Source organism: Nocardia blacklockiae (assembly GCF_015477355.1).
GTDB classification, from domain to species: Bacteria; Actinomycetota; Actinomycetes; order Mycobacteriales; family Mycobacteriaceae; genus Nocardia; species Nocardia blacklockiae.
This window is the reverse complement of the sequence record NZ_JADLRJ010000007.1, coordinates 109,821-132,028: the sequence shown is the minus strand read 5'-3', so window position 1 is coordinate 132,028 and position 22,208 is coordinate 109,821. Positions and strand designations below refer to the sequence as shown.

Annotated in this window: 19 protein-coding genes; 1 reads left to right on the top strand and 18 read right to left on the bottom strand. The window is 71.4% G+C overall.

Translation table 11 applies throughout. The annotated features are described in order from the left end of the window. Positions 1 to 61: 61 nt before the first annotated feature. From IU476_RS22030 to IU476_RS21945, 18 genes are all read right to left on the bottom strand, one after another. Positions 62 to 853, bottom strand: coding sequence for a cell division protein SepF (locus IU476_RS22030; protein ID WP_195102986.1), 792 nt, complete (start codon positions 851 to 853; stop codon positions 62 to 64). Positions 854 to 1,040: 187 nt separating this feature from the next. Then, positions 1,041 to 1,757: a YggS family pyridoxal phosphate-dependent enzyme gene (locus tag IU476_RS22025; protein ID WP_195102983.1), complete on the bottom strand. Its 717-nt coding sequence runs from the start codon at positions 1,755 to 1,757 to the stop codon at positions 1,041 to 1,043. Between the two features lie 119 nt (positions 1,758 to 1,876). Further along, positions 1,877 to 2,611 carry a peptidoglycan editing factor PgeF gene (gene pgeF / locus IU476_RS22020; RefSeq protein ID WP_195102978.1) on the bottom strand — a complete coding sequence of 245 codons (735 nt, stop codon included), beginning with the start codon at positions 2,609 to 2,611 and terminating at the stop codon, positions 1,877 to 1,879. Positions 2,612 to 2,763: 152 nt separating this feature from the next. Next, the gene (ftsZ, locus tag IU476_RS22015; RefSeq protein ID WP_195102975.1) at positions 2,764 to 3,987 is read right to left on the bottom strand and encodes a cell division protein FtsZ; all 1,224 of its coding nucleotides are present in this window, start codon (positions 3,985 to 3,987) and stop codon (positions 2,764 to 2,766) included. 357 nt (positions 3,988 to 4,344) lie between these two features. Continuing rightward, complete coding sequence (locus IU476_RS22010) at positions 4,345 to 5,175, bottom strand: cell division protein FtsQ/DivIB (protein WP_195102973.1); 831 nt, start codon at positions 5,173 to 5,175, stop codon at positions 4,345 to 4,347. A gap of 40 nt (positions 5,176 to 5,215) precedes the next feature. After that, a complete protein-coding gene (gene murC, locus IU476_RS22005; protein WP_228824141.1) occupies positions 5,216 to 6,661 on the bottom strand; it encodes a UDP-N-acetylmuramate--L-alanine ligase in 1,446 nt (481 codons plus the stop codon). A gap of 68 nt (positions 6,662 to 6,729) precedes the next feature. Then, positions 6,730 to 7,899 carry an undecaprenyldiphospho-muramoylpentapeptide beta-N-acetylglucosaminyltransferase gene (gene murG / locus IU476_RS22000; protein WP_195102967.1) on the bottom strand — a complete coding sequence of 390 codons (1,170 nt, stop codon included), beginning with the start codon at positions 7,897 to 7,899 and terminating at the stop codon, positions 6,730 to 6,732. Next, on the bottom strand, positions 7,896 to 9,386 hold the full coding sequence (gene ftsW, locus IU476_RS21995; protein ID WP_324194187.1) for a putative lipid II flippase FtsW: 1,491 nt from the start codon (positions 9,384 to 9,386) through the stop codon (positions 7,896 to 7,898). The genes murG and ftsW overlap by 4 nt, the downstream gene beginning before the upstream one ends. Then, complete coding sequence (gene murD / locus IU476_RS21990) at positions 9,383 to 10,831, bottom strand: UDP-N-acetylmuramoyl-L-alanine--D-glutamate ligase (protein WP_195103350.1); 1,449 nt, start codon at positions 10,829 to 10,831, stop codon at positions 9,383 to 9,385. The genes ftsW and murD overlap by 4 nt, the downstream gene beginning before the upstream one ends. Positions 10,832 to 10,880: 49 nt before the next feature. Beyond that, on the bottom strand, positions 10,881 to 11,957 hold the full coding sequence (mraY, locus tag IU476_RS21985) for a phospho-N-acetylmuramoyl-pentapeptide-transferase (RefSeq protein ID WP_187684008.1): 1,077 nt from the start codon (positions 11,955 to 11,957) through the stop codon (positions 10,881 to 10,883). Next, positions 11,954 to 13,441, bottom strand: coding sequence for a UDP-N-acetylmuramoyl-tripeptide--D-alanyl-D-alanine ligase (locus IU476_RS21980; RefSeq protein ID WP_195102955.1), 1,488 nt, complete (start codon positions 13,439 to 13,441; stop codon positions 11,954 to 11,956). Before IU476_RS21980 ends, mraY begins: the two co-directional genes overlap by 4 nt. Beyond that, the gene (locus IU476_RS21975; protein ID WP_324194186.1) at positions 13,438 to 15,033 is read right to left on the bottom strand and encodes a UDP-N-acetylmuramoyl-L-alanyl-D-glutamate--2,6-diaminopimelate ligase; all 1,596 of its coding nucleotides are present in this window, start codon (positions 15,031 to 15,033) and stop codon (positions 13,438 to 13,440) included. Before IU476_RS21975 ends, IU476_RS21980 begins: the two co-directional genes overlap by 4 nt. A 309-nt stretch (positions 15,034 to 15,342) precedes the next feature. Continuing rightward, complete coding sequence (locus IU476_RS21970; RefSeq protein WP_195102942.1) at positions 15,343 to 17,100, bottom strand: peptidoglycan D,D-transpeptidase FtsI family protein; 1,758 nt, start codon at positions 17,098 to 17,100, stop codon at positions 15,343 to 15,345. Positions 17,101 to 17,234: 134 nt separating this feature from the next. Beyond that, entirely contained in the window at positions 17,235 to 18,248 is a 1,014-nt protein-coding gene (ftsL, locus tag IU476_RS21965; protein WP_195102938.1) for a cell division protein FtsL, read from the bottom strand. Positions 18,249 to 18,363: 115 nt separating this feature from the next. Beyond that, the gene (gene rsmH / locus IU476_RS21960) at positions 18,364 to 19,335 is read right to left on the bottom strand and encodes a 16S rRNA (cytosine(1402)-N(4))-methyltransferase RsmH (RefSeq protein ID WP_195102936.1); all 972 of its coding nucleotides are present in this window, start codon (positions 19,333 to 19,335) and stop codon (positions 18,364 to 18,366) included. A gap of 205 nt (positions 19,336 to 19,540) precedes the next feature. Further along, positions 19,541 to 19,972 (bottom strand): division/cell wall cluster transcriptional repressor MraZ, encoded by a 432-nt coding sequence (gene mraZ, locus IU476_RS21955; RefSeq protein ID WP_195102934.1) that lies wholly within the window; start codon positions 19,970 to 19,972, stop codon positions 19,541 to 19,543. 413 nt (positions 19,973 to 20,385) lie between these two features. Continuing rightward, positions 20,386 to 20,811 carry an SCO2097 family morphological protein gene (locus tag IU476_RS21950; RefSeq protein ID WP_195102931.1) on the bottom strand — a complete coding sequence of 142 codons (426 nt, stop codon included), beginning with the start codon at positions 20,809 to 20,811 and terminating at the stop codon, positions 20,386 to 20,388. A gap of 124 nt (positions 20,812 to 20,935) precedes the next feature. Then, positions 20,936 to 21,376 (bottom strand): SAV_6107 family HEPN domain-containing protein, encoded by a 441-nt coding sequence (locus IU476_RS21945; protein WP_195102930.1) that lies wholly within the window; start codon positions 21,374 to 21,376, stop codon positions 20,936 to 20,938. 193 nt (positions 21,377 to 21,569) lie between these two features. On the opposite strand from IU476_RS21945, the gene IU476_RS21940 reads away from it, so the two are divergent. Further along, positions 21,570 to 22,190 carry a GNAT family N-acetyltransferase gene (locus IU476_RS21940; RefSeq protein WP_195102927.1) on the top strand — a complete coding sequence of 207 codons (621 nt, stop codon included), beginning with the start codon at positions 21,570 to 21,572 and terminating at the stop codon, positions 22,188 to 22,190. Positions 22,191 to 22,208 lie beyond the last annotated feature (18 nt).

Below are 22,208 nucleotides of genomic sequence, written 5' to 3'. Positions count from 1 at the left end.
TCCCCCGTTCGCGGCGTGTCGACCGGGGTCGCGGCCGCGGCGCGACTCCCCGGCGGCAACGCTATTTCTGGTTGTAGAAGCCGGTTTCGGCGATCCGGCGGCGTTCCTCGGCCGATACGTCGACGTCGGCCGGTGAGAGCAGGAACACCTTGGTCGCGACCTTGTCGAACGAGCCGCGCAGCGCGAACGCCAGGCCGGCGGCGAAATCGACCAGGCGGCGGGCGTCGGCGTTGCTCATCTCGACCAGGTCCATGATCACCGGCGTGCCGTCGCGGAAGCGCTCGCCGATGATGGCGGCCTCGGCGTAGGTCCGCGGTCGCAGCGTCGTGATCTTGGACAAGGGGCCTCCGTCCTCGAACACCGGCGCGCGGCGCGGAGCCGGCTCGAAACGGGCCTGTTCCTCCAGCCGCCGCTCCTCCATCCGGCGCTCGACCTCGGGGTCGACCGCCAGCGCGCCGTGCGTGGTGCCGCGCACCATGGGGGTGCCGCCACCGAGCCGGTCCATGCCCCGGCCGCGGCCGGAGGGACCGGCATCGATGCGGGTGGGACGGCGCGGCGGCTCGTAGCGGTCGTCGGCGTAGGCGTCGTCGGTGTAGTCGTCGCGGCGGGCGACGGTGTAGCCGGGCCGGTAGGGGGCCTTGTAGGCCGGTTCCGGGTAGCCGGGCTCGTCCTCGTAGCGGTCGTCGCCGAAGCGGGAACGGCCACTGTCGTAACGGGATTCGGCGAAATCGCGAGACCGGCGCGGGCCGCGGTCCTCGACGCCGCGGGGGCCGCGGTCGTCGATGTAGTCGTCCTCGTATTCCTCGAGCGGAACCATGCCGAAGTACGCCTTGAACCTGTGCAGCGTGCTCATGCTTCCACCTCGCTTGCAATCGGCTCCAGCACGAGCACGCTCGTGGCTGCGGTGAACTCTCGCTCGCGGCGCTCGCTCATCCTGGTCGACCTTCCTACGGCACCCGGCTGGCCTGGGGTGTTGAGTCCTGCTCAGCCCTCGTCGGTCTCAAGCATATGTTTCGAATGTGACTGATGAGGTTTCTTTGCTATCCCGAGGTTATCGGTCGAGTGCCCATCAAGGCGGTACCGACACGCACGCACGTGGAACCGTGTCGGATCGCGGCCTCCAGGTCACCGGACATACCAGCGGACAGTTCGGTGGCCTCGGGATGGTCGATCCGGAGCCGCTCGTGCAGCTTCGCGAGTCGGGCGAATTCGGGCTCGGGATCGGCACCCAGGGGCGGAATCGCCATCAGACCGGCCAGTTCGAGGTGTTCCGTCTCAGCCACCTGATCGGCCAGGCGCGGCAGGTCGTGCGGGGCGACACCGCCCCGACTCGGGTCGCTGTCGAGGCTGACCTGCAGCAACACCCGCAGCGGGGTGTCGCGCAGGCCCGCCTCGCGCGCCGCGGCCGTGCCCGCGTCGAGCGCCGCCGCGAGCCGCTCGCTGTCCACCGAATGCACGGCATAAGCCCAGCGTGCGACCGATTTCGCCTTGTTGCGCTGCAACCGGCCGATCATGTGCCAGCGCACCTCCGACAGCTGTCCCAGATCGGCGACCTTCCCGGCGGCCTCCTGCTCGCGCGATTCGCCGAATTCCCGCCTGCCCAGCTCGTACAGCAGGGCGATATCGGACGCCGGGAAGAATTTCGTTACCGGAAGCAACCGGATCTCGGCGGGATCACGACCAGCGGCGCGGCTCGCGGATTCGATGCGTTCGGACAGACCGGTCAGGGCCCTGGACAGTTCGGCGGTCCGCGTCATAGAACAACTCCCTCGAATGCGAAACGAATCACGAATGTGCCGGGCGTGTCGACAGTCCATTTTCCGCGTAATTCACGGAACCGACTTCGGCGCAACCCCGAGAAATAGGGGCAAAACAGTTATTCGGGAGAACCCTCGGGATCCATCCAGATGACACTGGCGATTCGCCCGGTCGGCGCGCCGCGGCGGTGACTGAAGAGCGTGGCGTCCTCGATGGTGCAGCGCGGGTCCACGGCGACCGCGCCGACCCCGGCTTGCTCAAGCTGGCGGCGCACCCCCGCTCGCAGATCCAGGCCCGGCGTGCCCTTGGCGGTGGTCGTGGCGCTGCCCGGCAGATGGGCCTCGACGTCGTCGCGCATGTGCGCCGGGACCTCGTACTGCCGGCCGCTCGCCGCGGGGCCCAGGAACGCGCCGATGCGTTCGGGTTGCGCGCCGGCGGCCACCATCGCCTCCAGCACCCGCGGCACGATGCCGATGCGCGCGCCCACCCGCCCGGCGTGCACGGCCGCGATCACCCCGGCCTCGTCGTCGGACAGCAGGATCGGCACGCAGTCCGCGGTCAGCACCACCAGCGCCAGTCCGGGCACGGTGGTCACCAGCGCATCGGTCACCGGCACCGGTTCGGCGCGCGGCCCGTCCACCACCTCGACGTTGCGCCCGTGCACCTGCTCCATCCACACCAGCCGCTCCGGCGCCAGGCCGATGCCCTCGGCCAGCCGTATCCTGTTGCGCCGCACCGCCTCCGGATCGTCCCCGACGTGGTCTCCCAGATTGAACGAGTCGTAGGGCGCCCGCGAGAAGCCACCGGCGCGCGTGGTCGTCACCCGCCGGGTCCGGACCGAAACAGTTGTCATACCCCGAGATTAGTAGCCACGTCCGAGCAACCTTCCCCGCGCACCGGCGCGCCCGCCGCGCGGGTCGGCCGGAGCGCGACGGAACGGCTCGAGGCAGCACACGCGAACGCACCCGCCCCTTCGCGCGGGAGCGGGTGCGTGAGTGGGGGAAACTAGCGCCGCATGAACGACGGCACGTCGACGTCGTCGTCGGTGTCCTCGTCCGGGGGCTGGATGTGGTTGCGAGCGTTGTGGGCGACGGTGGGGTCGCTGGCGGGGCGCGGCTCGTAGGAAGGGGCCGGGCCGCGCTGCACCGGGGCCGCCGCCGGGGTCGACTCCGTCGAGCGGGTGGAGCCGAACTCGGAGCTGCGCGTGGTGGTCGAGCCGATCTCGCCGGCGCGGGCCGAGCCGATGGTGGAGCGGCCGGCGGTGTCGATGCGCCGTGCCGGGGTGCCGCCGTCGAAGCCCGCGGCGATCACCGTGACCCGCACCTCGTCGCCGAGCGAATCGTCGATCACCGTGCCGAAGATGATGTTGGCCTCGATGTGCGCGGCCTCCTGCACCAGCGACGCGGCCTCGTTGATCTCGAACAGGCCCAGGTCCGACCCGCCCGCGATGGACAGCAGCACGCCGTGCGCGCCGTCCATCGAGGCCTCCAGCAGCGGCGAGTTGATCGCCGCCTCGGCCGCTTTCACCGAGCGGCCCTCGCCGCGCGAGGACCCGATGCCCATCAATGCCGAACCGGCGCCGGACATCACGCTCTTGACGTCGGCGAAGTCGACGTTGATCAGGCCCGGCGTGGTGATCAGGTCGGTGATGCCCTGCACACCGTTGAGCAGCACCTCGTCGGCGGAGCGGAAGGCGTCCATCAGGCTCACCGCCGCGTCGCCGAGCTGCAGCAGGCGGTCGTTGGGGATCACGATCAGCGTGTCGCACGACTCGCGCAGGGCCTGTATCCCGGCCTCCGCCTGGTTGCTGCGGCGCTTGCCCTCGAACGAGAACGGCCGCGTGACCACTCCTATGGTCAGCGCCCCCAGCTTGCGGGCGATGCTGGCGACCACGGGCGCGCCGCCGGTGCCGGTGCCGCCGCCCTCGCCGGCGGTCACGAAGACCATGTCGGCGCCCTTGAGCACCTCTTCGATCTCGTCCTTGTGGTCCTCGGCGGCCTTGCGGCCCACCTCCGGATCCGCACCGGCGCCCAGCCCGCGCGTGAGTTCGCGGCCGACGTCCAGCTTGACGTCCGCGTCACTCATCAGCAGCGCCTGCGCGTCCGTGTTGACCGCGATGAACTCGACTCCCTTGAGTCCCTGTTCGATCATCCGGTTGACGGCATTCACGCCGCCGCCGCCGATACCGACGACCTTGATCACTGCAAGGTAGTTGTGCGGGGGCGTCATGGGCTCTCGCCTTCCTTCGATCTAAAGCCTGTCGTTTTCGGATTCTCGGCAGAACACCGACCGTTCGGTCCGAGCAAACCCGGGCTTTCGTCCGGGCAAACCCTAAACCTGAACAATAGGGTTAGCGTTATGTCAAGTATCCGACTGCTGCGGAACGCTATTCGCACCCGCTGCAATCCGCGCGCAGGCGCGCCGAAACGAGCGTGAGAATCTTGTGCGATCCGTCTCGTTCGAGCCCGCCCCGCATCGTATCGCGAACGGCCGCCCCGAGCACGGGGAATCGTTCCTGGTGCCTGCGGAATTTCGGCGGCTGCCGGTGACAGTCACCGAAAACACCGAAGGCACAACGGGTATCACTCACTTTACCGTTACCAGATCGGGGCTCGACACGTCGAACACCGTCCCGGGCCGCGTCAGCACCGGCAGCACCACCGCGGCCTTGCGCGCGGAATCGTCCGCACCACCCCACAGTACGGTGCGCCCGTCGGTGAGGTTCAGTTCGATGTTCGAAACCGACCGCGCCACAACCTCTCCCACCTGTGCGCGCAGTTCCGGCGGGGCGGCGTCGAGCACCGCGACCGCAGCTCTGGTGACCGGATCGCTACCGCCCGGACGGTCGGTCGCCAACTTCGGCACGCCCGGGGGCGGCGGCTCCACCGCGTATTCGACGCTGTCGACATCGAGCAGGTGCGTGCCGTCGGGTGCGTCGTAGAACAGCACCGGGGTGCGTTCCTCCACGGTGATCCGCACGGTGCCGGGGAAGCTGCGCTGCACGCGCGCCGAATGGATCTTCGGAATGCCCGCCACCCGCCGCGCCACGGCATCGGTATCGATCCGCAGCATCGAGCGGCCGCCGGGAATCCGGACCACGTCGCGCACCTGTTGTTCGGGCACCGTCACCAGGCCCTCGATCGCCACGCTGCGCGCCGCGAACAGCGGCGTGAAATAGGCGACCACCACCAGCACGACCAGCGCGACGACCACGGGCACGCCCCACCACAGGATGCGGCGGATCGGGAGGTCGGCCAGTTGCTCGCGACCGAGGCGGAAGTCCGTGCCGCCCCGCCGGTTCCGGCGCGCGGTCGCCCCGCGTCGCGCCGCGGCGGCGACATCGTCCGCGTCGACGGCGTCGTCGTAGCGTTCGTCCAGATCGTCGTCCGGATAGCGCTGTCGCCCAGCCGATCTCATCCGCACCTCCCGGAGTCGTCGCGACGGCCGGGCACGCGGCTCACCGTCCCGCCGGCGGGCGCACCCGCAGCCCGTCGAGGATCTGCCCGCCGAGCATCGTCACGTCGCCCGCGCCCATGGTGATCACCACGTCGCCGGGGCGGGCCAGGCTCGCCGCCTGCCGCCCCACCCGGGACATGTCCGGCTGGTAGTGCACCGGCTTGCCGACGGCCTGGGCGACCAGCGCGCCGTTCACGCCCGGCAGCGGCTTCTCCCGCGCGCCGTAGACGTCGAGCACCACCACCTCGTCCGCGAGGTCGAGCGCCGCGCCGAAGTCGGCGGCGAAAGTGGCGGTGCGGCTGTACAGATGCGGCTGGAACACCACGATCACCCGGCCCTGCCGGGACCGCGCGCCGTCGGCGGCCTCCTGCCGCACCAGTTCCGCGGCCGCGCCCAGCACGGCCCGCACCTCGGTGGGGTGGTGGGCGTAGTCGTCGAAGACCCGCACGCCGTTCTCGCGGCCGACGAACTGGAAGCGCCGGTGCACTCCCCCGAAACCCTCCAGGCCCTGCAGCGCCTCGTCCACCTCGGCGCCCGCGTCGCGCGCGGCCAGCAGTGCGGCCAGCGCGTTGAGGGCCATGTGCCGGCCGGGCACCGACAGCCGCAGCGTGCGCGGCGCGGGCTCGTCGGCGAAGTGGAAGGTGACCACGCCGCCCACGTCACGCGGCTCCCACGACAACAGCCGCACCCCGACCGGGACGGGCGGATCGGGCAATTCGCCCGAGCCGTAACCGAGTACGCGAATGTCGAGTTCGCCCGCGGCCTGCCGCGCGGCGACCCGTGCGGCCAGCGCCGCGGAGCCGGGATCGTCGAGGCACACCACCAGCAGCCCGCCGGGCCGCAACCGCGCCACGAAGTCGTCGAAGACCTGGACGTAGGCCTCGTCGGTGCCGAAGAAGTCCAGGTGATCGGATTCGATGTTGGTGACCACGGCGACGTCGGGGTCGTACTGCAGCAGCGAGCCGTCGGACTCGTCCGCCTCGGCCACGAAGAAGCCGCCGGTGCCGTGGTGGGCGTTGGTGCCGGCCTCGTTGAGCTCCCCGCCCACGGCGAACGACGGGTCGAAACCGCAGTGCTGCAACGAGACCACCAGCATCGAGGTGGTCGAGGTCTTGCCGTGCGTGCCCGACACCAGCAGGGTGTGGTGGCCGCGCATGAGTTCGGCGAGCACCGTCGGCCGCAGCAGCACGGGCACGCCGCGCCGTTTCGCCTCCACCAGTTCGGGATTGGTCTTGGGAATGGCCGCGTAGGTGGTCACCACGGCGGACGGGCCGCCGGGCAGCAGGTCCAGCGCGGAGGCGTCGTGGCCGATGCGCACCTCGGCCCCGCGGGCCCGCAGGGCCAGCACGCCGCGGCTCTCCTTGGCGTCCGAACCGGACACCGCGCCGCCGCGCGAGAGCAGGATGCGGGCGATGCCCGACATCCCGGCGCCGCCGATGCCGACCATGTGCACCCGCCGCAGCAGCGGCGGCAGGTCGTTGGGGCTCGCCTGCTCGGTCGTGTTCTCCGTCTCCGTCACCGGCCGGCCACCTCCACCACGATCCGCGCCACCGTGTCGGCGGCCTCGCGATGGCCGGCCCCGGCGGCCGCCACCGCCATGCTCGACAGCCGCACCGGATCGGTGAGCAGCGGGATCACCTCGTCGATCACGTATTTCTCGGTCAGTTCCGCGTCCCGCACGATTCTGCCACCACCCTGGCCGACGATCGGGCGGGCGTTGAGTTCCTGCTCGCCGTTGCCGTGCGGCAGCGGCACGTAGAACGCGGGCAGGCCGACCGCCGACACCTCGGCGACGGTCATGGCCCCGGAGCGGCACACCGCCGCGTCGGCCGCGGCGTAGGCCAGGTCCATCCGCGACAGGTAGGGCACGGCGACGTACTTCGCCGGGCCGTCCGGATCGACGCCGCTGACGTTCACCGTGTTCTTGGGCCCGTGCGCGTGCAGCACCGACACCCCGGCCGCCGTCAGTTGCGGCGCGGCCGCCGACACCGCCTCGTTGAGCCGCCGCGCGCCCTGCGAGCCACCGAACACCAGCAGCACCGGCCCCTCGACGGGCAGCCCGAAGTGCGCGCGCGCCTGCGCGCGCAGTCCCGCCCGGTCCAGCGTCGCGATGGCCTCACGCACCGGGATCCCCACGATCTCCGCGTCGGCGCGGCCCGGCGCGCGCACCCCCGAATTCGCCACCGCGGCAAGCACTCGCGCGGCGCGGCGCGCGCCGACCTTGTTCGCGATGCCCGCCTTGACGTTCGCCTCGTGCACCACCACCGGCACCGCGCGGCGGCGGCGCGCACCGCGGCCCGCGGCGAGGTAGGCAGGCAGGGCCACGTAGCCGCCGAAGCCCACGATCACGTCCGCCTCGACCGCGTCGATCACCGCGCGAGCGCGCGCCACCGACGCCCGCACCCGGGCGGGCAGCCACAGCAGGTCACCGGAGGGCTTGCGCGGCAACGGCACCGGCGGAATCAGCTCCAGCGGATAGCCGCGCTCGGGCACCAGCGTCGTCTCCAGGCCGCGGGCGGTGCCCAGCGCGGTGATCCGGATCGACGGGTCCAGCCGGCGCAGCGCGTCCGCGACCGCCATGGCGGGTTCGATATGGCCGGCGGTGCCCCCGCCCGCGACGATCACCGAGAGTGTCCGTCCCCCAGGTCTTTTCGTCTCGGACCTGACGCTCCCGCCGGTTGTCACCTCGAATTACCCCGTTCTCTCGCATGTGTCATCGGATAGCTCGGTTCCCAGGCCCGCGTCGAGCGCCACGAACTGGTGCTGCGACTCTCCCGCCGGCCGGCGTCCGCCGCCCGGCGCCGGGCGGAATCCGAATCTATCGAGCGCCGCGGGGCCGGCGCCGCACCACCCCGCCGTCCGCCGCCGCGGCGATCGCCTTGCGCCAGTTCGCGACGCGGCGGCGCGGCCCGCAGGCCCGAGCGGGTGCGGGCCGCCTGCGCGCGGCCCGGTGAGTACAGCTCCGGCTTGGGCAGGCGCAGCAGCCGGCTCATCCGGCCGTCCTGCCCGTTGTGCAGCGCCGACACCGCTTCCGGTTCGTGCCGGGCGGCGCTGGCGATGATGCCGAACATCAGCAGCGTGATCGCCAGCGACGACCCGCCCGCGGAGACCAGCGGCAGCTGCAATCCCGTGACCGGCAGCAGGCCCACCACGTAGCCGATATTGATGAACGCCTGCCCGGTGATCCAGACCGTCGCGGAGGCCACCAGCAGGCGCAGGAACGGATCGACCGAACGGCTCGCGATCCGCAGGCCGGTGTGCGCGAACAGCGCCAGCAGGCCGAGCACCAGTGCGCAGCCGAGGAATCCGAGTTCCTCGCCGATGATGGCGAAGATGAAGTCGTTGTGCGCGTTGGGCAGATAGCTCCACTTGGCGCGGCTCTGCCCCAGCCCGCGGCCCCAGATGCCGCCGTCGGCCAGCGAGAACAGCGCCTGGCGCGCCTGATACCCGATGCCCTGCGGATCGTCGCCGGGATTGAAGAACGCGCGCATGCGATCGGAGCGGTAGCCGGCCGACAGCGCCAGCACCCCGGCGGCCACCACGCCCGACACCGCGATCGTCACGAACAGCCGCATCGGCAGCCCGCCGAACCACAGCAGCGCCGCCAGGATCAGGCCCAGCGCGATGGTGGTGGACAGGTTGGGTTCCAGCACCACCAGCAGGCAGGCCAGCAGGCCGGCCGGCACCAGCGGCACCATGATCTCTTTGTAGTTCGCGTGCTCGGAGCGGCGCGCCGCGAGCAGGTGCGCGCCCCAGATGATCAGCGTGACCTTCACGATCTCCGACGGCTGCACCGAGGCGAACCCGAGGTCGAACCAGCGCCGCGAACCCTGCACCTGCGAGCCGATGCCGGGAATCAGCACCAGCACCAGCAGCAGCACCGACCCCGCGAACAGCGGGAACGACAGCTGCCGCAGCCGCCGCAGCGGCAGTCGCAGCGCCAGATAGAACAGCACGGCCCCGACCAGCGCGAACAGCGCCTGCTGAATGAACAGCCGATAGGCCGAGCCGCCGTCGGCGTAGGACTCGACGCTGGACGCCGAGAGCACCATCACCAGGCCGAGCGTGGTGAGCAGCGCGGCGATGGTGACGACGAGATGGAAGTCGGCCAGCGGGCGCGCCAGCCAGGCACCGAACCAGGTCCCCGATTGCTTGCGCGCCTTCTCGGTCACTGCTGGCTCCCGATATCTTCCTCGTCGAGCCCCTGCACCGCGGCGACGAAACTGCGTCCCCGATGGGTGTAGTCGGCGAACATGTCCAGTGAGGCCGCGGCCGGAGCCAGCAGCACGGTGTCCCCGCGGCGGGCGTACCCGGCGGCGAGTCGCACCGCCCTGGCCATCACCGCGTCCGCCCCATCGATCTCGGACGTGAGTTCCACACCCATCACTGCATCGTCACCCGAACCGAGCTCCACGACGGGGACATCGGGGGCGTGTCGCGCCAATGCCGCGGCGACGACCGGGGCGTCCTGCCCGAACAGCACGGCCGCGACGAGCCGGTCGGCGACCTCCTCGACCAGATCGTCGATGTGCGCGCCTTTGAGCTGGCCGCCGGCCAGCCAGATCACCTGCGGGTGCGCCAGGATCGAGGACCGCGCGGCGTGCGGGTTGGTGGCCTTGGAGTCGTCGACGAAGGTCACCCCGCCCAGTTCGCGCACCAGCGCGGCGCGGTGCGGGCCCACCTTGTGCTCCTGCAGGCCCTCCTTGACGAATTGCGGTGCGACGTCGATGGATCGGGTCAGCGCCGCCGCGGCCAGCGCGTCGGCCACGCCCGCCGGTCCGGCCGGGCTGATGTCGCCGGTCTCGGCGAGGATGGCGGCCTTGGTGAACGCGCGGTCGAGCAGCTTGCCGTCGACCACACCCAGCTCGCCGTCGGCGGGCACGCCGATCCGGAAGCCGACGGTGCGGCGCGCCTTGGACTTTCGCGCCAGCGCGGCGGCCACCGGATCGTCCAGCCCGACCACGCCGACGCGGCCGGTCAGCGCGCGCGCCTTGGCGGCGGCGTAGGCGTCCAGGCCGCCGTGCCAATCCAGGTGGTCCTCGGCGACATTGAGCACCACGCCGGCCTCCGGGCGCACCGACGGCGCCCAGTGCAGCTGGAACGACGACAGTTCCACGGCCAGCACCTGCGGACCGGGATTGCGGCGCAACGCGTCCAGGATCGGCAGGCCGATATTGCCGCAGGCCACGCTGGGCACCCCGGCCGCGCGCAGGATCGCGTGCGTCATCTGGGTGGTGGTGGTCTTGCCGTTGGTCCCGGTGATCACCAGCCACTTGCGCGCCGGGCCGTACAGCCGGGCCTGGTCCACCCACCAGGCGAATTCGACGTCGCCCCAGACCGGAATGCCCTCGGTGACCGCGGAGACCAGCACCGGCGAGTCGGGCCGCCAGCCCGGGCTGGTGATGACCAGTGCGAACCGGTCCAGCGCGGCGGGCTCGAGCAGTTCGTCGCCGGTGGCGGTGGTCAGCCCGAGTTCGGCGGCCTCGGCCATCGCCTTCTCGCCGGCGTCGGTGACCACGGGCCGGGCGCCGATGTCGCGCAGCGGCTCGATCAGCGACCTGCCCGACACCCCCCATCCCGCGACGAGAACGTCACGGCCACGCAGGAATTCGAGCATGGGCCCCGGTGAACGCAGGGCCCGCGGAGTGTGTTCGACCATCGCTGCTTTACCCGACCTGAGAGAGATATTCGCTGTAGAACAATCCCAGTCCGACTGCCGACGCTATGGCCGCGAGCAACCAGAACCGAATGATCACCGTAGTCTCTGCCCATTTGCTGAGTTCGAAGTGGTGGTGGAACGGCGCCATCTTGAACAGCCGATTCCGGGTGGTGCGATACACCGCGACCTGCAGCACCACCGACGCCGTCTCGGCCACGAACAGCGCGCCGATCACGATCATCAGCAGTTCGGTGCGGGTGGTGATGGACAGCCCGGCCAGCAGGCCGCCCAGGGCCAGCGAGCCGGTGTCGCCCATGAAGATCTTGGCGGGAGCCGCGTTCCACCACAGGAATCCGATGCAGGCGGCCGCGCCGGCGGCACAGACCAGCGCCAGGTCCAGGGGGTCGCGCACGTTGTAGCACCCGGCCTCGGCGTGCGTGGAGCAGGCGTTGCGGTACTGCCAGAAGGTGATGATCACGTAGGAGCCCAGCACCAGGCTCATCGAGCCGGCCGCGAGCCCGTCCAGGCCGTCGGTCAGGTTCACCGCGTTCGACCAGGCGACCACCACCAGGCAGACGAACGCCAGGAAGATGATGACGCCCATCGACACCGTGGTGATGTCGCGGACGTAGGACAGGTGGCGGCTGGCCGGGGTCTGCTTGTTCGCGCCCGGGAACTGCAGCGCCAGCACGCCGAAGATGACCGCGGCCGACAGCTGCCCGAGGTACTTGCCCGCCGCGGTGAGCCCGAGGTTGCGCTGCTTGCGCAGCTTGATGAAGTCGTCGATGAAGCCGACCGCGCCCAGCGCCGTGGTCAGCGACAGCACCAGCAGGCCCGAGACGGTCGGCCCCTCGGCCTCGTACCCGATGCCGATCAGGTGCGAACCCCAATAACCGGCCCACAGCCCGACCAGGATCGCGACGCCGCCCATGGTGGGGGTGCCGCGCTTGGCCTGGTGGCTCTCCGGGCCGTCGATGCGGATCTCCTGGCCGAAGCCGCGCCGGGCGAACATCCGGATCAGCAAGGGCGTCAACAGGATCGACACCGCCAGGGCGATCGCCGCCGCGAACAGGATCTGTCTCATACCGCCGCCTCCGTGCCTGCCCCGGGAGCCGCGGTGAGGTGTTGCGCGACCGCCCACAGCCCGGCCGAATTCGACGCCTTCACCAGCACCACATCACCCGCCGCGATCTCGTCGTCCAGCACCGCGATCGCGGCCTCGATATCGGGGACGAGGATCGATTCCTCACCCCACGAGCCTTCCATCACCGCACCCTGATGCAGCGCGTGCGCCGGGCGCCCGGTGCCGACGACGATCAGCCGGTCGACGTCCAGGCGCACGGCCAGCCGGCCGATGCGGTCGTGTTCGATGACCGATTCCTCGCCCAGCTCGGCCATTTCGCCGAGCACCGCCCAGGTCCGGCGGTCGGTCTCCTTCGCCATGCTCACCAGGGCTTTGAGCGCCGCGCGCACCGAATCCGGGTTGGCGTTGTAGGAATCGTTGACGACGGTGACGCCGTCGGCGCGGGTCCGCACGTCCATGCGGTGCGCCGAGGCGATCCGCGCGTCCGACAGCGCCCGCGCGACCGTCTCGGGATCGGCGCCGCACTCCAGCGCCACCGCGGCGGCCGACAGCGCGTTGCCGACCTGGTGCTCGCCGTGCACGGCCAGCCGCACCGGCACCTGGGAACCCTTGGCGTGCAGGGTGAATCGCGCCCGCGCGTCGCCGTCGAGAACAACGTCGGTGGCCCGCACCTCGGCGGTGCCCGACTGGCCGACGGTCACCACGCGGGCCCGCGTCCGGGTCGCCATGGCCGCGACGTTCGGGTCGTCGGCGTTGAGCACCGCGACCCCGGACGGCGGAAGTGCCTCCACCAGTTCGCCTTTCGCCTGGGCGATGGCCTCGCGGCTGCCGAACTCGCCCAGGTGCGCGGTGCCGACGTTGAGGACTACGCCGATGGTCGGCGGGGCGATCTCGGTGAGCGCCTTGATGTGTCCGGGCCCGCGCGCGGACAGCTCCAGCACCAGGAACTTGGTGTCGGCGTCCGCGCGCAGCGCCGTCCACGGGTGGCCCAGTTCGTTGTTGAACGAACCGGGCGGGGCGACCACCGGGCCCAGCGGGGCCAGCACGCTCGCCAGCAGGTCCTTGGTGGAGGTCTTGCCCGACGAACCGGTGACGCCGACGACGGTCAGCCCGTCCGCCACCAGCCGGTCGACGCTCACCCGCGCCAGCTTGGCCAGCGCCGCGAGCACGGCCGCGCCGGAACCGTCGCGGTCGTGTGCCAGCGCCATCGCGCGGCTGGGGGCGGTGTCCTGCGGCGTCACCACGATCGCCGGGACGCCGACCGGGCGCGCCGCCAGCACGGCCACCGCGCCGGCCGCCGTCGCGGTGGCCGCGAAGTCGTGCCCGTCGGCGTGCTCGCCCGGCAGCGCCAGGAACATGTCACCGGGATTGATTCGGCGCGAATCGAATTCGACGGCGCCGGTCACCGTCACCGCGGGGTCGGGTACATCGTGCAGCGTGCCGCCGACGACGTCCGCGATCTCCCGCAGAGTCATCTCGATCATGAAACCGTCAGGTCCTTCGCTTTCCGTGAGAGGGCCTCCGCCAGCACCTCGCGGTCATCGAACGGATACTTCACACCCGCAATCTCCTGCCCGGTCTCGTGTCCCTTGCCCGCCACCAGCACGACATCGCCCGGCCGCGCCCAGTCCACGGCGGCGGCGACGGCCGCGGCCCGGTCGCCGATCTCGACGACCTCGCCACGCTCGGACTCCGCGATCCCCAGTGCCCCACCGCGAATCGCCTCGCGGATGGCCGCCGGGTCCTCGCCGCGCGGATTGTCGTCGGTGATGATCAGCAGATCCGCCCCGCGCGCCGCGGTGGCGCCCATCAGCGGCCGTTTCCCGGCGTCGCGGTCGCCGCCCGCACCCACCACGACGGCCAGCCGGCCGCCGGAGTCCTTGACGTAGGCGCGCAGCGTCGCGATCACCGACTCCACCGCCGCGGGCTTGTGCGCGTAGTCGACCACCGCGAGGAAGTCCTGGCCGCGGTCCACCCGCTGCATGCGGCCGGGCACGTCCACGTGCGCCAGCGCGGCGGCCGCCGTCGCCGGGTCCACCCCGGCCGCCGCGCACACCGCGATCGCCAGCAGGCCGTTGGCGATGTTGTAGCTGCCCGGAAGGCGCAGCCGCACCGGCACTTTCGTCTCCGGGCCGACCGCGGTGAAGATCTGCTCGGCGCCGTCGGCGGACGGGCCGAGGGCGAGCCAGTCGGGGGCGTCCTCGCCGGTCGTGTTCGCCGCGGTCGCCACCGTCCGCACCGGCGTGCGGCCGCGCACCTCGCGGGCCAGCCGGCGGCCCCACGCGTCGTCGACGCAGATCACGCACTGCTGCGCGGCGACCGGGCGGGCCGCGCCGGGTTCGGACACGAACAGCTTCCGCTTGGCGGCGAAGTAGTCCTCGAAGTCGGCGTGGAAGTCCAGGTGGTCCTGCGACAGATTGGTGAACGCGCCCACCGCGAACCGGACGCCGTCGACGCGGCCCAGCGCCAGCGCGTGACTGGACACCTCCATCACCACCGCCTCCACACCCTGCTCGACCATCAGCGCGAACATCGCGTGCAGCTGCGGGGCCTCCGGCGTGGTCAGCGCGCTCGGGACGCGCCGCCCGCCGATCCGGGTCTCGATGGTGCCGATCAGCGCGGTCTGCCGCCCGGCCGCGGCCAACCCGGCCTCGACCAGATACGACGTGGTGGTCTTGCCCGAGGTGCCGGTGATGCCGAGCACCTGCAGCCGCTCCGACGGATTGCCGTAGATCGCGGCCGACAGCTCGCCGAGCACCGCGCGCGGATCGTCGTGGACCAACACCGGAACCTCCACCGCGCCGATCAGTTCGGCGCCGGCCGGGTCGGTGAGCACGGCGACCGCGCCGCGCTCGAGCGCGTCGGCGGCGAACCGCGCGCCGTGCGCCCGCGCCCCGGCCAGCCCGGCGAACAGATCACCCGGCTGCACCGCGTCGGACCGCTGTTCGATGCCGGTGACCGCCAGGCCGCCGAGCTCGCGACTCGGGCGCGCGCCCGTGAGCTCGACAACCGTTTGCAGCGCGGTGGACGGCGGCGCCGCCGGACGCAAGGCCTGCGGGCTGGGCTGCACGGGCACGAAGCTCCTCTCGATGTATGCGGTTCTGCTCTGCCGTCTCCCCCCGGACGGATCGGATCGACGTGTCAGGTTACCGCCAGCCCGACGCTGCGGGTTCCCGGCCATGCGGGTTCGCCCCGCCGGGCGCGGTCGACGGCCCGGTTCCGGGTGCCCGGCATGCCCTGTGAGCAGGCGTATCCGCGGTGTCGCGGTGCCGCTTCCGACCGGTCGGTCGCAGGTCGGCACCGCCGCGGCACCCTGGTCGCGGGCCGGGGTCGCGCCCGCTCGCCGGGTCGGCTGCCGGATACCGTCGCATCGGGTGGGACACTCTCACATCGCTTGCAGAACAAGGGGTTTGGCGGGCGGGGAGGGCGGCACGCGGTCGCGCTGCAGCGCCCAGGAGGCGATGTTGTGGAACAGCGGCGCGGCCGACTGCCCGCCGCTGCCGTCGGAGCTGCGGATCGGCGCGTTCAGCATGATGCCGACGACGTAGCGCGGATTGTCGGCTGGGGCGATGCCGGCGAAGGTGATCCAGTAGCGGTCCGCGGAGTAGCAGCGGCAGTTGGCGTCGATCTGCTGCGCGGTGCCGGTCTTGCCCGCGACCTGGTAGCCCTCGACGGCGGCCGACGGTCCGGTGCCCTGCTGCACGCCCGTCGGGTCGTGCTGCACCACCGACTGGAACATGCCGCGCAGGGTGCGCGCCGTCTGCGGGCTCACCACGCGCACGCCGTCGGGCTGCGACTCCTCCGAGCGGCGGCCGCCCGGGCCGACCTCGGACTTCACGATCCGCGGCGGGATCCGCACCCCGTCGTTGGCGATCGCCTGGTACATCCCCGTCATCTGCAGCAGGGTCATCGAAAGGCCCTGGCCGATGGGCAGGTTCGCGAACGTCGAGCCCGACCACTGGTCGCGCGCGGGGACCACGCCGCCGCTCTCGGCGGGCAGGCCGACGCCGGTGCGCTGTCCGAGCCCGAACCGCTTCAGCATGTCGGCGTAGCGGTCCTCGCCGACCCGCTGGGCCAGCATCAGGGTGCCCACGTTGGACGACTTGCCGAAGATGCCCGTCGTGGTGAAGGGGGTCACCCCGTGGTCCCACGCGTCGTGCACCGTGACGCCGCCCATGCTGATCTCACCCGGAACGTGGTGCACCTCTTCGGGATTCGTCAGCCCGTACTCGATGGCCGAGGCGGCGGTGACGATCTTGTTCACCGAACCGGGTTCGAAGGCGTCGGTGACGGCCGGGTTGCCCATGTGCGCGCCGGCCCAGTTCTTCGGGCCCAGTTGGGGATTGAAGGTGTTGTCGTTGGCCATCGCCAGCACCTGCCCGGTGTGCGCGTCCAGCACCACCGCCGAGGCGTCCTGCGCGCCCGACATCTGCTTGGCCTGCTGCACCTGCTGCTGGACGTAGTACTGCATGTCCGAGTCGATGGTCAGCTCGACGGTGGCGCCGTCGACGGCGGGCTGGCGGTCGCGCTCGCTGCCCGGGATGACCGCGCCGTCGGAGCCCTGGTCGTAGGTGTGTGAGCCGTCGGTGCCGGCCAGTTCGGAATCCATCGACGATTCCAGGCCGATGGCGCCGTGCCCGTCCCAGCCGGTGGCGCCGACGATGTTGGCGGCCAGCGAACCGCCCGGGTAGACCCGGGTGTCCTGGCGCTCCAGGCCCACCTCGGGGAACTTCTCCTTGATCTCGGAGGCGACCCGGGCGTCGACGTTGTAGGCCAGGTAGGCGAACTTGTCGTCGCTGCGCAGGATGGCCAGCAGATCGGCTTCCTTGGGCCCGGCCGCGCCGAGCTTGTCGTGGATCGTCTTCGCGATCGCCTGCAGCCGCTCGTCCGGGTCGGGCGCCTTCGCGGATTTGGCGCGCGCGTCGGCGAGCTGGCGGCGCACCACCACCGGCTGGAAACTGAGCTTCTTGGTCGCGACGGTGAACGCCAGCGACTTCCCGTTGCGGTCGGTGATCGGCCCACGCAACGCCGTGTCGGCGACGTGCACGGTGCGCTGGCTGGCCGCCTCCGCCGACAGCGACGGCGCGGAAACCGTTTGCACCCACAGCAATTGCGCCGCCACCACCAGCAACGCCACCAACATCAGCAACCGCCCCAGCCCGAACCGCAACCGACTCGACGCATCCGCAGCCGACTCCGCCCGCCCCCTACCACTCTTCCGAACCCGCCGAACCGGCCCCCGCCGCGCCGCCGTACCGCCACGTCCGCGCGCCGGACTCACCGCACCACCCCATCCTGCTCCGCCGCCTCGACAGGCTGCGCGGCAGAGGGCGAATTCGGCACTTCCGCCGCCTGATTCGGCACCGGGACAGCCTGGTCGAGTGGCGCGGACGCCGGGACGGATTGAGCGGCAGCCTCATTCGAGGCTTGCTGGGGCGCTTGCTCCGCGATGGGGGCGCCTTCCGCCGGGGGCTGGGTGGGCTCTGCCTGGGCGGGCGGAGCCTGGTTCTGGTCAGCCGGGACTTGTTGTGTCACAGGCTGTTCAGCGCCGGGCTGGGTCGGGGCGGCAGGGGGCTGGCCCGCTTGGTCCGCGCCTGGGTGGGCGGGCTGGCTCGCCTGGTTGGTGCCTGGCTGGGTGGGGGTGGTTGTCACCGGGACGAGGCGTTCGCCCTGTGCCTGTACGAGTTTCGGGGGGAGGGCCGACGGGGAGGAGGGCAGGGTGTTGAGCGGCGGGGCGGGGGCGCCCTGTTCGGGGGTCTCCTTGCCGATCACCGTGATCGTGCCGTCGGGGGCGATGAGCAGGCGGGACGGGTCCTTCGCCGGGATCATGCCGAGTTCGCGGGCGCGGTTGGCCAGTTCGGGGGCCGAGTCGGCGGCCGCGACCTCGCGCTGCAGGGCCGCGCGCTCGTCGCCGAGCTGGCGGTTGATCCGGCGCGCGTCGCCGAGCTGGTAGCTGTCCTCGGCGGCCCGCGTCGTCAGCAGCAGGGTGACCATCAGCCCGCAACCCAGCAGCGCGATGATGGCGGTGACGAACGGCAGCCGCCCGGCCATCGCCGAGGCGGCCCGGCCGGGTAGCGGCGGCAGCCCGCCGAGGCCCTGCGCCCGGTTCCGGCGGCGTGCGTAAGCCCGTTGCGCCGCACCGGATTTCACCCGGTCGGCCTGCTCCACCCGCCGCGGCGCGGCCGGCTCGCCCCGCCGCGGGACGACCTGCGCGGCCCGCTTCTCCGCGGCGCGCGCCGCCCGCCCGGACGGCTCCCGCCGAGGTGCGTCCACCCGTGTGCGCACGCTCATTTCTCCGCCTCCCCTACTGCTGTCGACCCCGTCGGCCGGCTCGGCGCGACGGTGCTCCCGGGATATCGCGTGGTCGCCCACGAGGTGCATCCCGGTTTCACCGATCGCGCCGACGTCATCCGGCCTCCTCTATCCGTTCCGCGGCCCGCATCCGTACCGGTGCGGCCCGCGGGTTGTCCTCGATCTCGCTCGCGGACGCCTTCTCCGCCCCCCGTGTCAGAATCTTGAATTCCGGGCCCATGCCGGGCAGTTCGACCGGCAGGCCCACCGGCGTGCGCGACGCGGAGCGTTGCGCGAGCACCTGTTTGACGACCTTGTCCTCCAGCGACTGGTAGGACATGACGACGATGCGCCCGCCCACCTCGAGCGCGTCCAGCGCCGCGGGCAGGGCCGCCTCCAGCGATTCCAGCTCCCGGTTCACCTCCACGCGCAGCGCCTGGAAGGTGCGTTTGGCCGGATGTCCGCCGGTGCGCCGGGTCGCGGCCGGAATCGCGTCGTAGAGCAGCTCCACCAGCTGGGCGCTGGTGCTGAACGGCCGCTGCTGCCGCCGCCGCACGACCTCGCTCGCGATCCGGCCCGCGAAGCGTTCCTCGCCATAGGTTTTCAGCACCCGGGCCAGGTCGCCGTGGCTGTAGGTGTTGAGCACGTCGGCGGCGGTGAGTTCGGCCGTCGGGTCCATCCGCATGTCCAGCGGCGCGTCGATCGAGTAGGCGAAGCCGCGCTCGGACTCGTCGAGCTGCATCGAGGACACGCCCAGATCCATCAGGACGGCCCGCACCGAAGCGGTGGCGGGCAGCCCGGCGGTGCCCAGCGCCTCGGCCAGACTGTCGTAGCGGGTGTGTACCAGCGTGATCCGGTCCTCGAACGGGCGTAGCCGCTCCCCGGCCAGGCGCAGCGCCTCGGTGTCGCGGTCCAGGCCGATCAGCCGGATCGCCGGGTAGGTACGCAGGAAGTGCTCGGCGTGACCGCCGAGACCGAGGGTCGCGTCGACGAGGACGCCACCGGAAACCAGTGCGGGACCGAGGATTTCGTCGGCGCGGGCCAGGAGGACCGGAACATGGCGGGGAGTCTGGTTCGCATGATTCACCTCGACCTCCCGGATCCTGCCTCACGGTGTCGCGCACGGAACCCGAGGCGCGGCGCGCAACGCCGCAGGGGGCGCCCGCGATTGGACTCACACGTCGTGTGGTGGATGCCCCGGGGTCTCTGACCGACCGTCGGCACCTGGCGTTGGGGAAGTACGTCAGGGTCCTGGTCGGGCAGAGGCCGCGGGGCACTCGCCTCGTTCGGGGCTAGAAGATTCCGCCCAGCGACTCGTCTCTGGCCTGCGAGTAATCCTCCTCGTGTTCGGCGAGGTAGGAGTCCCACGCCTGCTTGTCCCATATCTCGAGGAAGTCGACCGAGCCGATCACCACGCAGTCCTTGGTGAGGTTGGCGTAGCGGCGGTGTTCGACCGACAACGTGATCCGGCCTTGTCCGTCCGGACGCTGCTCGTCCGTGGAGGCCGCGAGGGCGCGGACGAAAGCCCGTGCCTGCGGGTTGTTTCGAGACGCCGCGGCGGCCCGCCGCGCGAGCGCGGTGAACTCCTCCTTGGGATACACGGCAAGGCTGTGGTCCTGACCTTTCGTGACCATCAACCCTCCCGCCAGTTCGTCCCGAAACTTCGCAGGCAACGTGAGTCGCCCCTTGTCGTCCAGGCGAGGCGTGTAGGTACCGAGAAACACAGTCTCGACACCTCCCGCTGGATCACCCCGTCTGGTCGGCCTCCATCAGTGCGCGTCCCACATTACCCCACTTTCCCCCACTTTCAATCGAAAGCGGGGGCGATCTCGGGGTGCGCGCAACCGATTGCGCAGCTCAACTCAGCTATCGCGCAGGTGGGGAGTTACCGCCGAGTTCCCCCGACGCGCACCGGCGAGTCGCCGGACAACCCGACAACCGTCAGCAAACCCGCAGATCGGAAAGGCCCTTATCGCCCGGTGGGGCGGGGTGGGGAGCGACGGTGGGTGGATGTGGGGCGCCGTGGCGAGACAGGGGGCGGGCGATACCCGGAGCGCTCGGATGAGATGCACACAACAAAAACGACACGCCGTGCATCGCACGGCGTGTCGCGGTGGTTCTCGGGCTGCTGGGAGCGCTAGTTGTCTTGTTCGAACCGGCGCCTGAACCGGTCCTCCATGCGCGCGGCGAACCCGCCGGTCTTGCGCTGCTTGCCCTTGGGGGCCGCGGGACCACCACCCTGACCCGGCTGCGCGTCGCCGCCCTTGCGACCGGCGCCCGGCAGACCCGAGCCACCCATCAGCAGCAGGACGCCCGCGCCGAACATCACGATGAAGCCAAACAGGCTGATGATCGGGAACCCGCCCGGCTTCACCGGCAGCGCGATTCCCGCGACGAGAAGAACCAGGCCGAGGACGAACAACGCCGCCGCTTGCAACCGGCGTCTGCCCGTGGCCGAGCGTAGCCGTCCGCCGCGGACGGTCGAGGCGAACTTGGGGTCCTCAGCATAGAGAGCGCTCTCGATCTGTTCGAGCATGCGCTGCTCGTGCTCGGAGAGTGGCACGGTACCTCCCCCGGCACTTGTCGTGGTGGTCGCCTCCGGGTAGACGACAAGTAGCCGACCTTGGCGGCTACCTGCCACCAATGATACGAGTTCGATCAGTGCGCTACCACCTACTCGCCGATGTTCAGGCCGTGCCATTGCCCAGGCGGGCCTCGTCGGGGCGCAGCCGGGCCGCGGTACTGACCAGGTCCTCGACGTCGTGCAGGAATGCCCCTACCCGAGAAGCGAACTCGTCGGCGTGCCGCGCGTCGACCGGGCGGTCCAGGCCGGCCTCGATGGCCGCGCGTGTCTCGGAGAAGGAACTGAAGTAGTCCGCCCACATCACGAATTCGGGCGCGGCCTGCTGCATCAGCACCCACGCGTTGCGCGAGCGGGCCCGCGGCGCGCGGTCCGCACCCGTCATCGCCAGCACCGCGCCGGCGCCGCGCAGGGCGGCGAGGTAGGCGGTGCGGAACCGTTCGCGCGGGTCGCTTTCGGCGGACGATTGCAGTAGCAGCCCGTCCGCACGGTCCAACAGACCGCCCGCTCGTCCGGGACGCCCGGGATACCCGATCCGACCAGCCATTGCGGTACCTCCAACCCTTCGCACACCCGTGGCCCGCCGGGTACATCGCCGACCGGACGGACCGAACAGGTATTCGAACGTTTCAATTGAGTGTGAATATAGAGACGACCACCGACAAACTTCCGCGCCCGCGCTCGCCGCTTCCTGCCCCGAGCACGGCGACCGCGTCGAACGAGAGCCGCGCCGCCCTGATATGACCGCCCTCAGACCGCACCACACCCCAGCCCCCGTCGTCGTCGACCTGTCGGTGGCCGCGCTACGCGCCCGGTTGCACGACGCGCTGGCGGTGTACGTGGCGGCGATGGACTATCCGCGCGGCACCGAACACCATCGCGCGCCGATGTGGACCGAGCACACCACGCGGCCGGGCTGGCAGGCCGTCGGCGCTGTGATCCCCGACGACAGCGGGCAATTCGACCTGCGCACCGCGCCGCTGGTCGCCGTGGCCTACGGCTACCGCGGCGCGCCGCACCAGTGGTGGCATCAGCAGGTGCACAGCGGGATGCGGCGCTCGGGCTGGCCCGAGCACGCGGCGCGGGACCTGCTGGCGGACTATTTCGAACTCACCGAACTGCACGTGCACCCGGCCGCGCAGGGTCGCGGCATCGGCGAGACGCTGCTCGTCCGGTTGCTGCGGGACCGGCCCGAACAGGCCGTGCTGCTGTCCACGCCGGAGGTCGACCGGGAGAACAACCGGGCCTGGCGGCTGTATCGGCGGCAGGGATTCACCGATGTGGTGCGGCATTTCGTCTTCTCCGGCGACACCCGGCGCTTCGCGGTACTGGGCCGCCGGCTGCCGCTGGACACTCCGTGACCGCTGCGCGACCCGGCT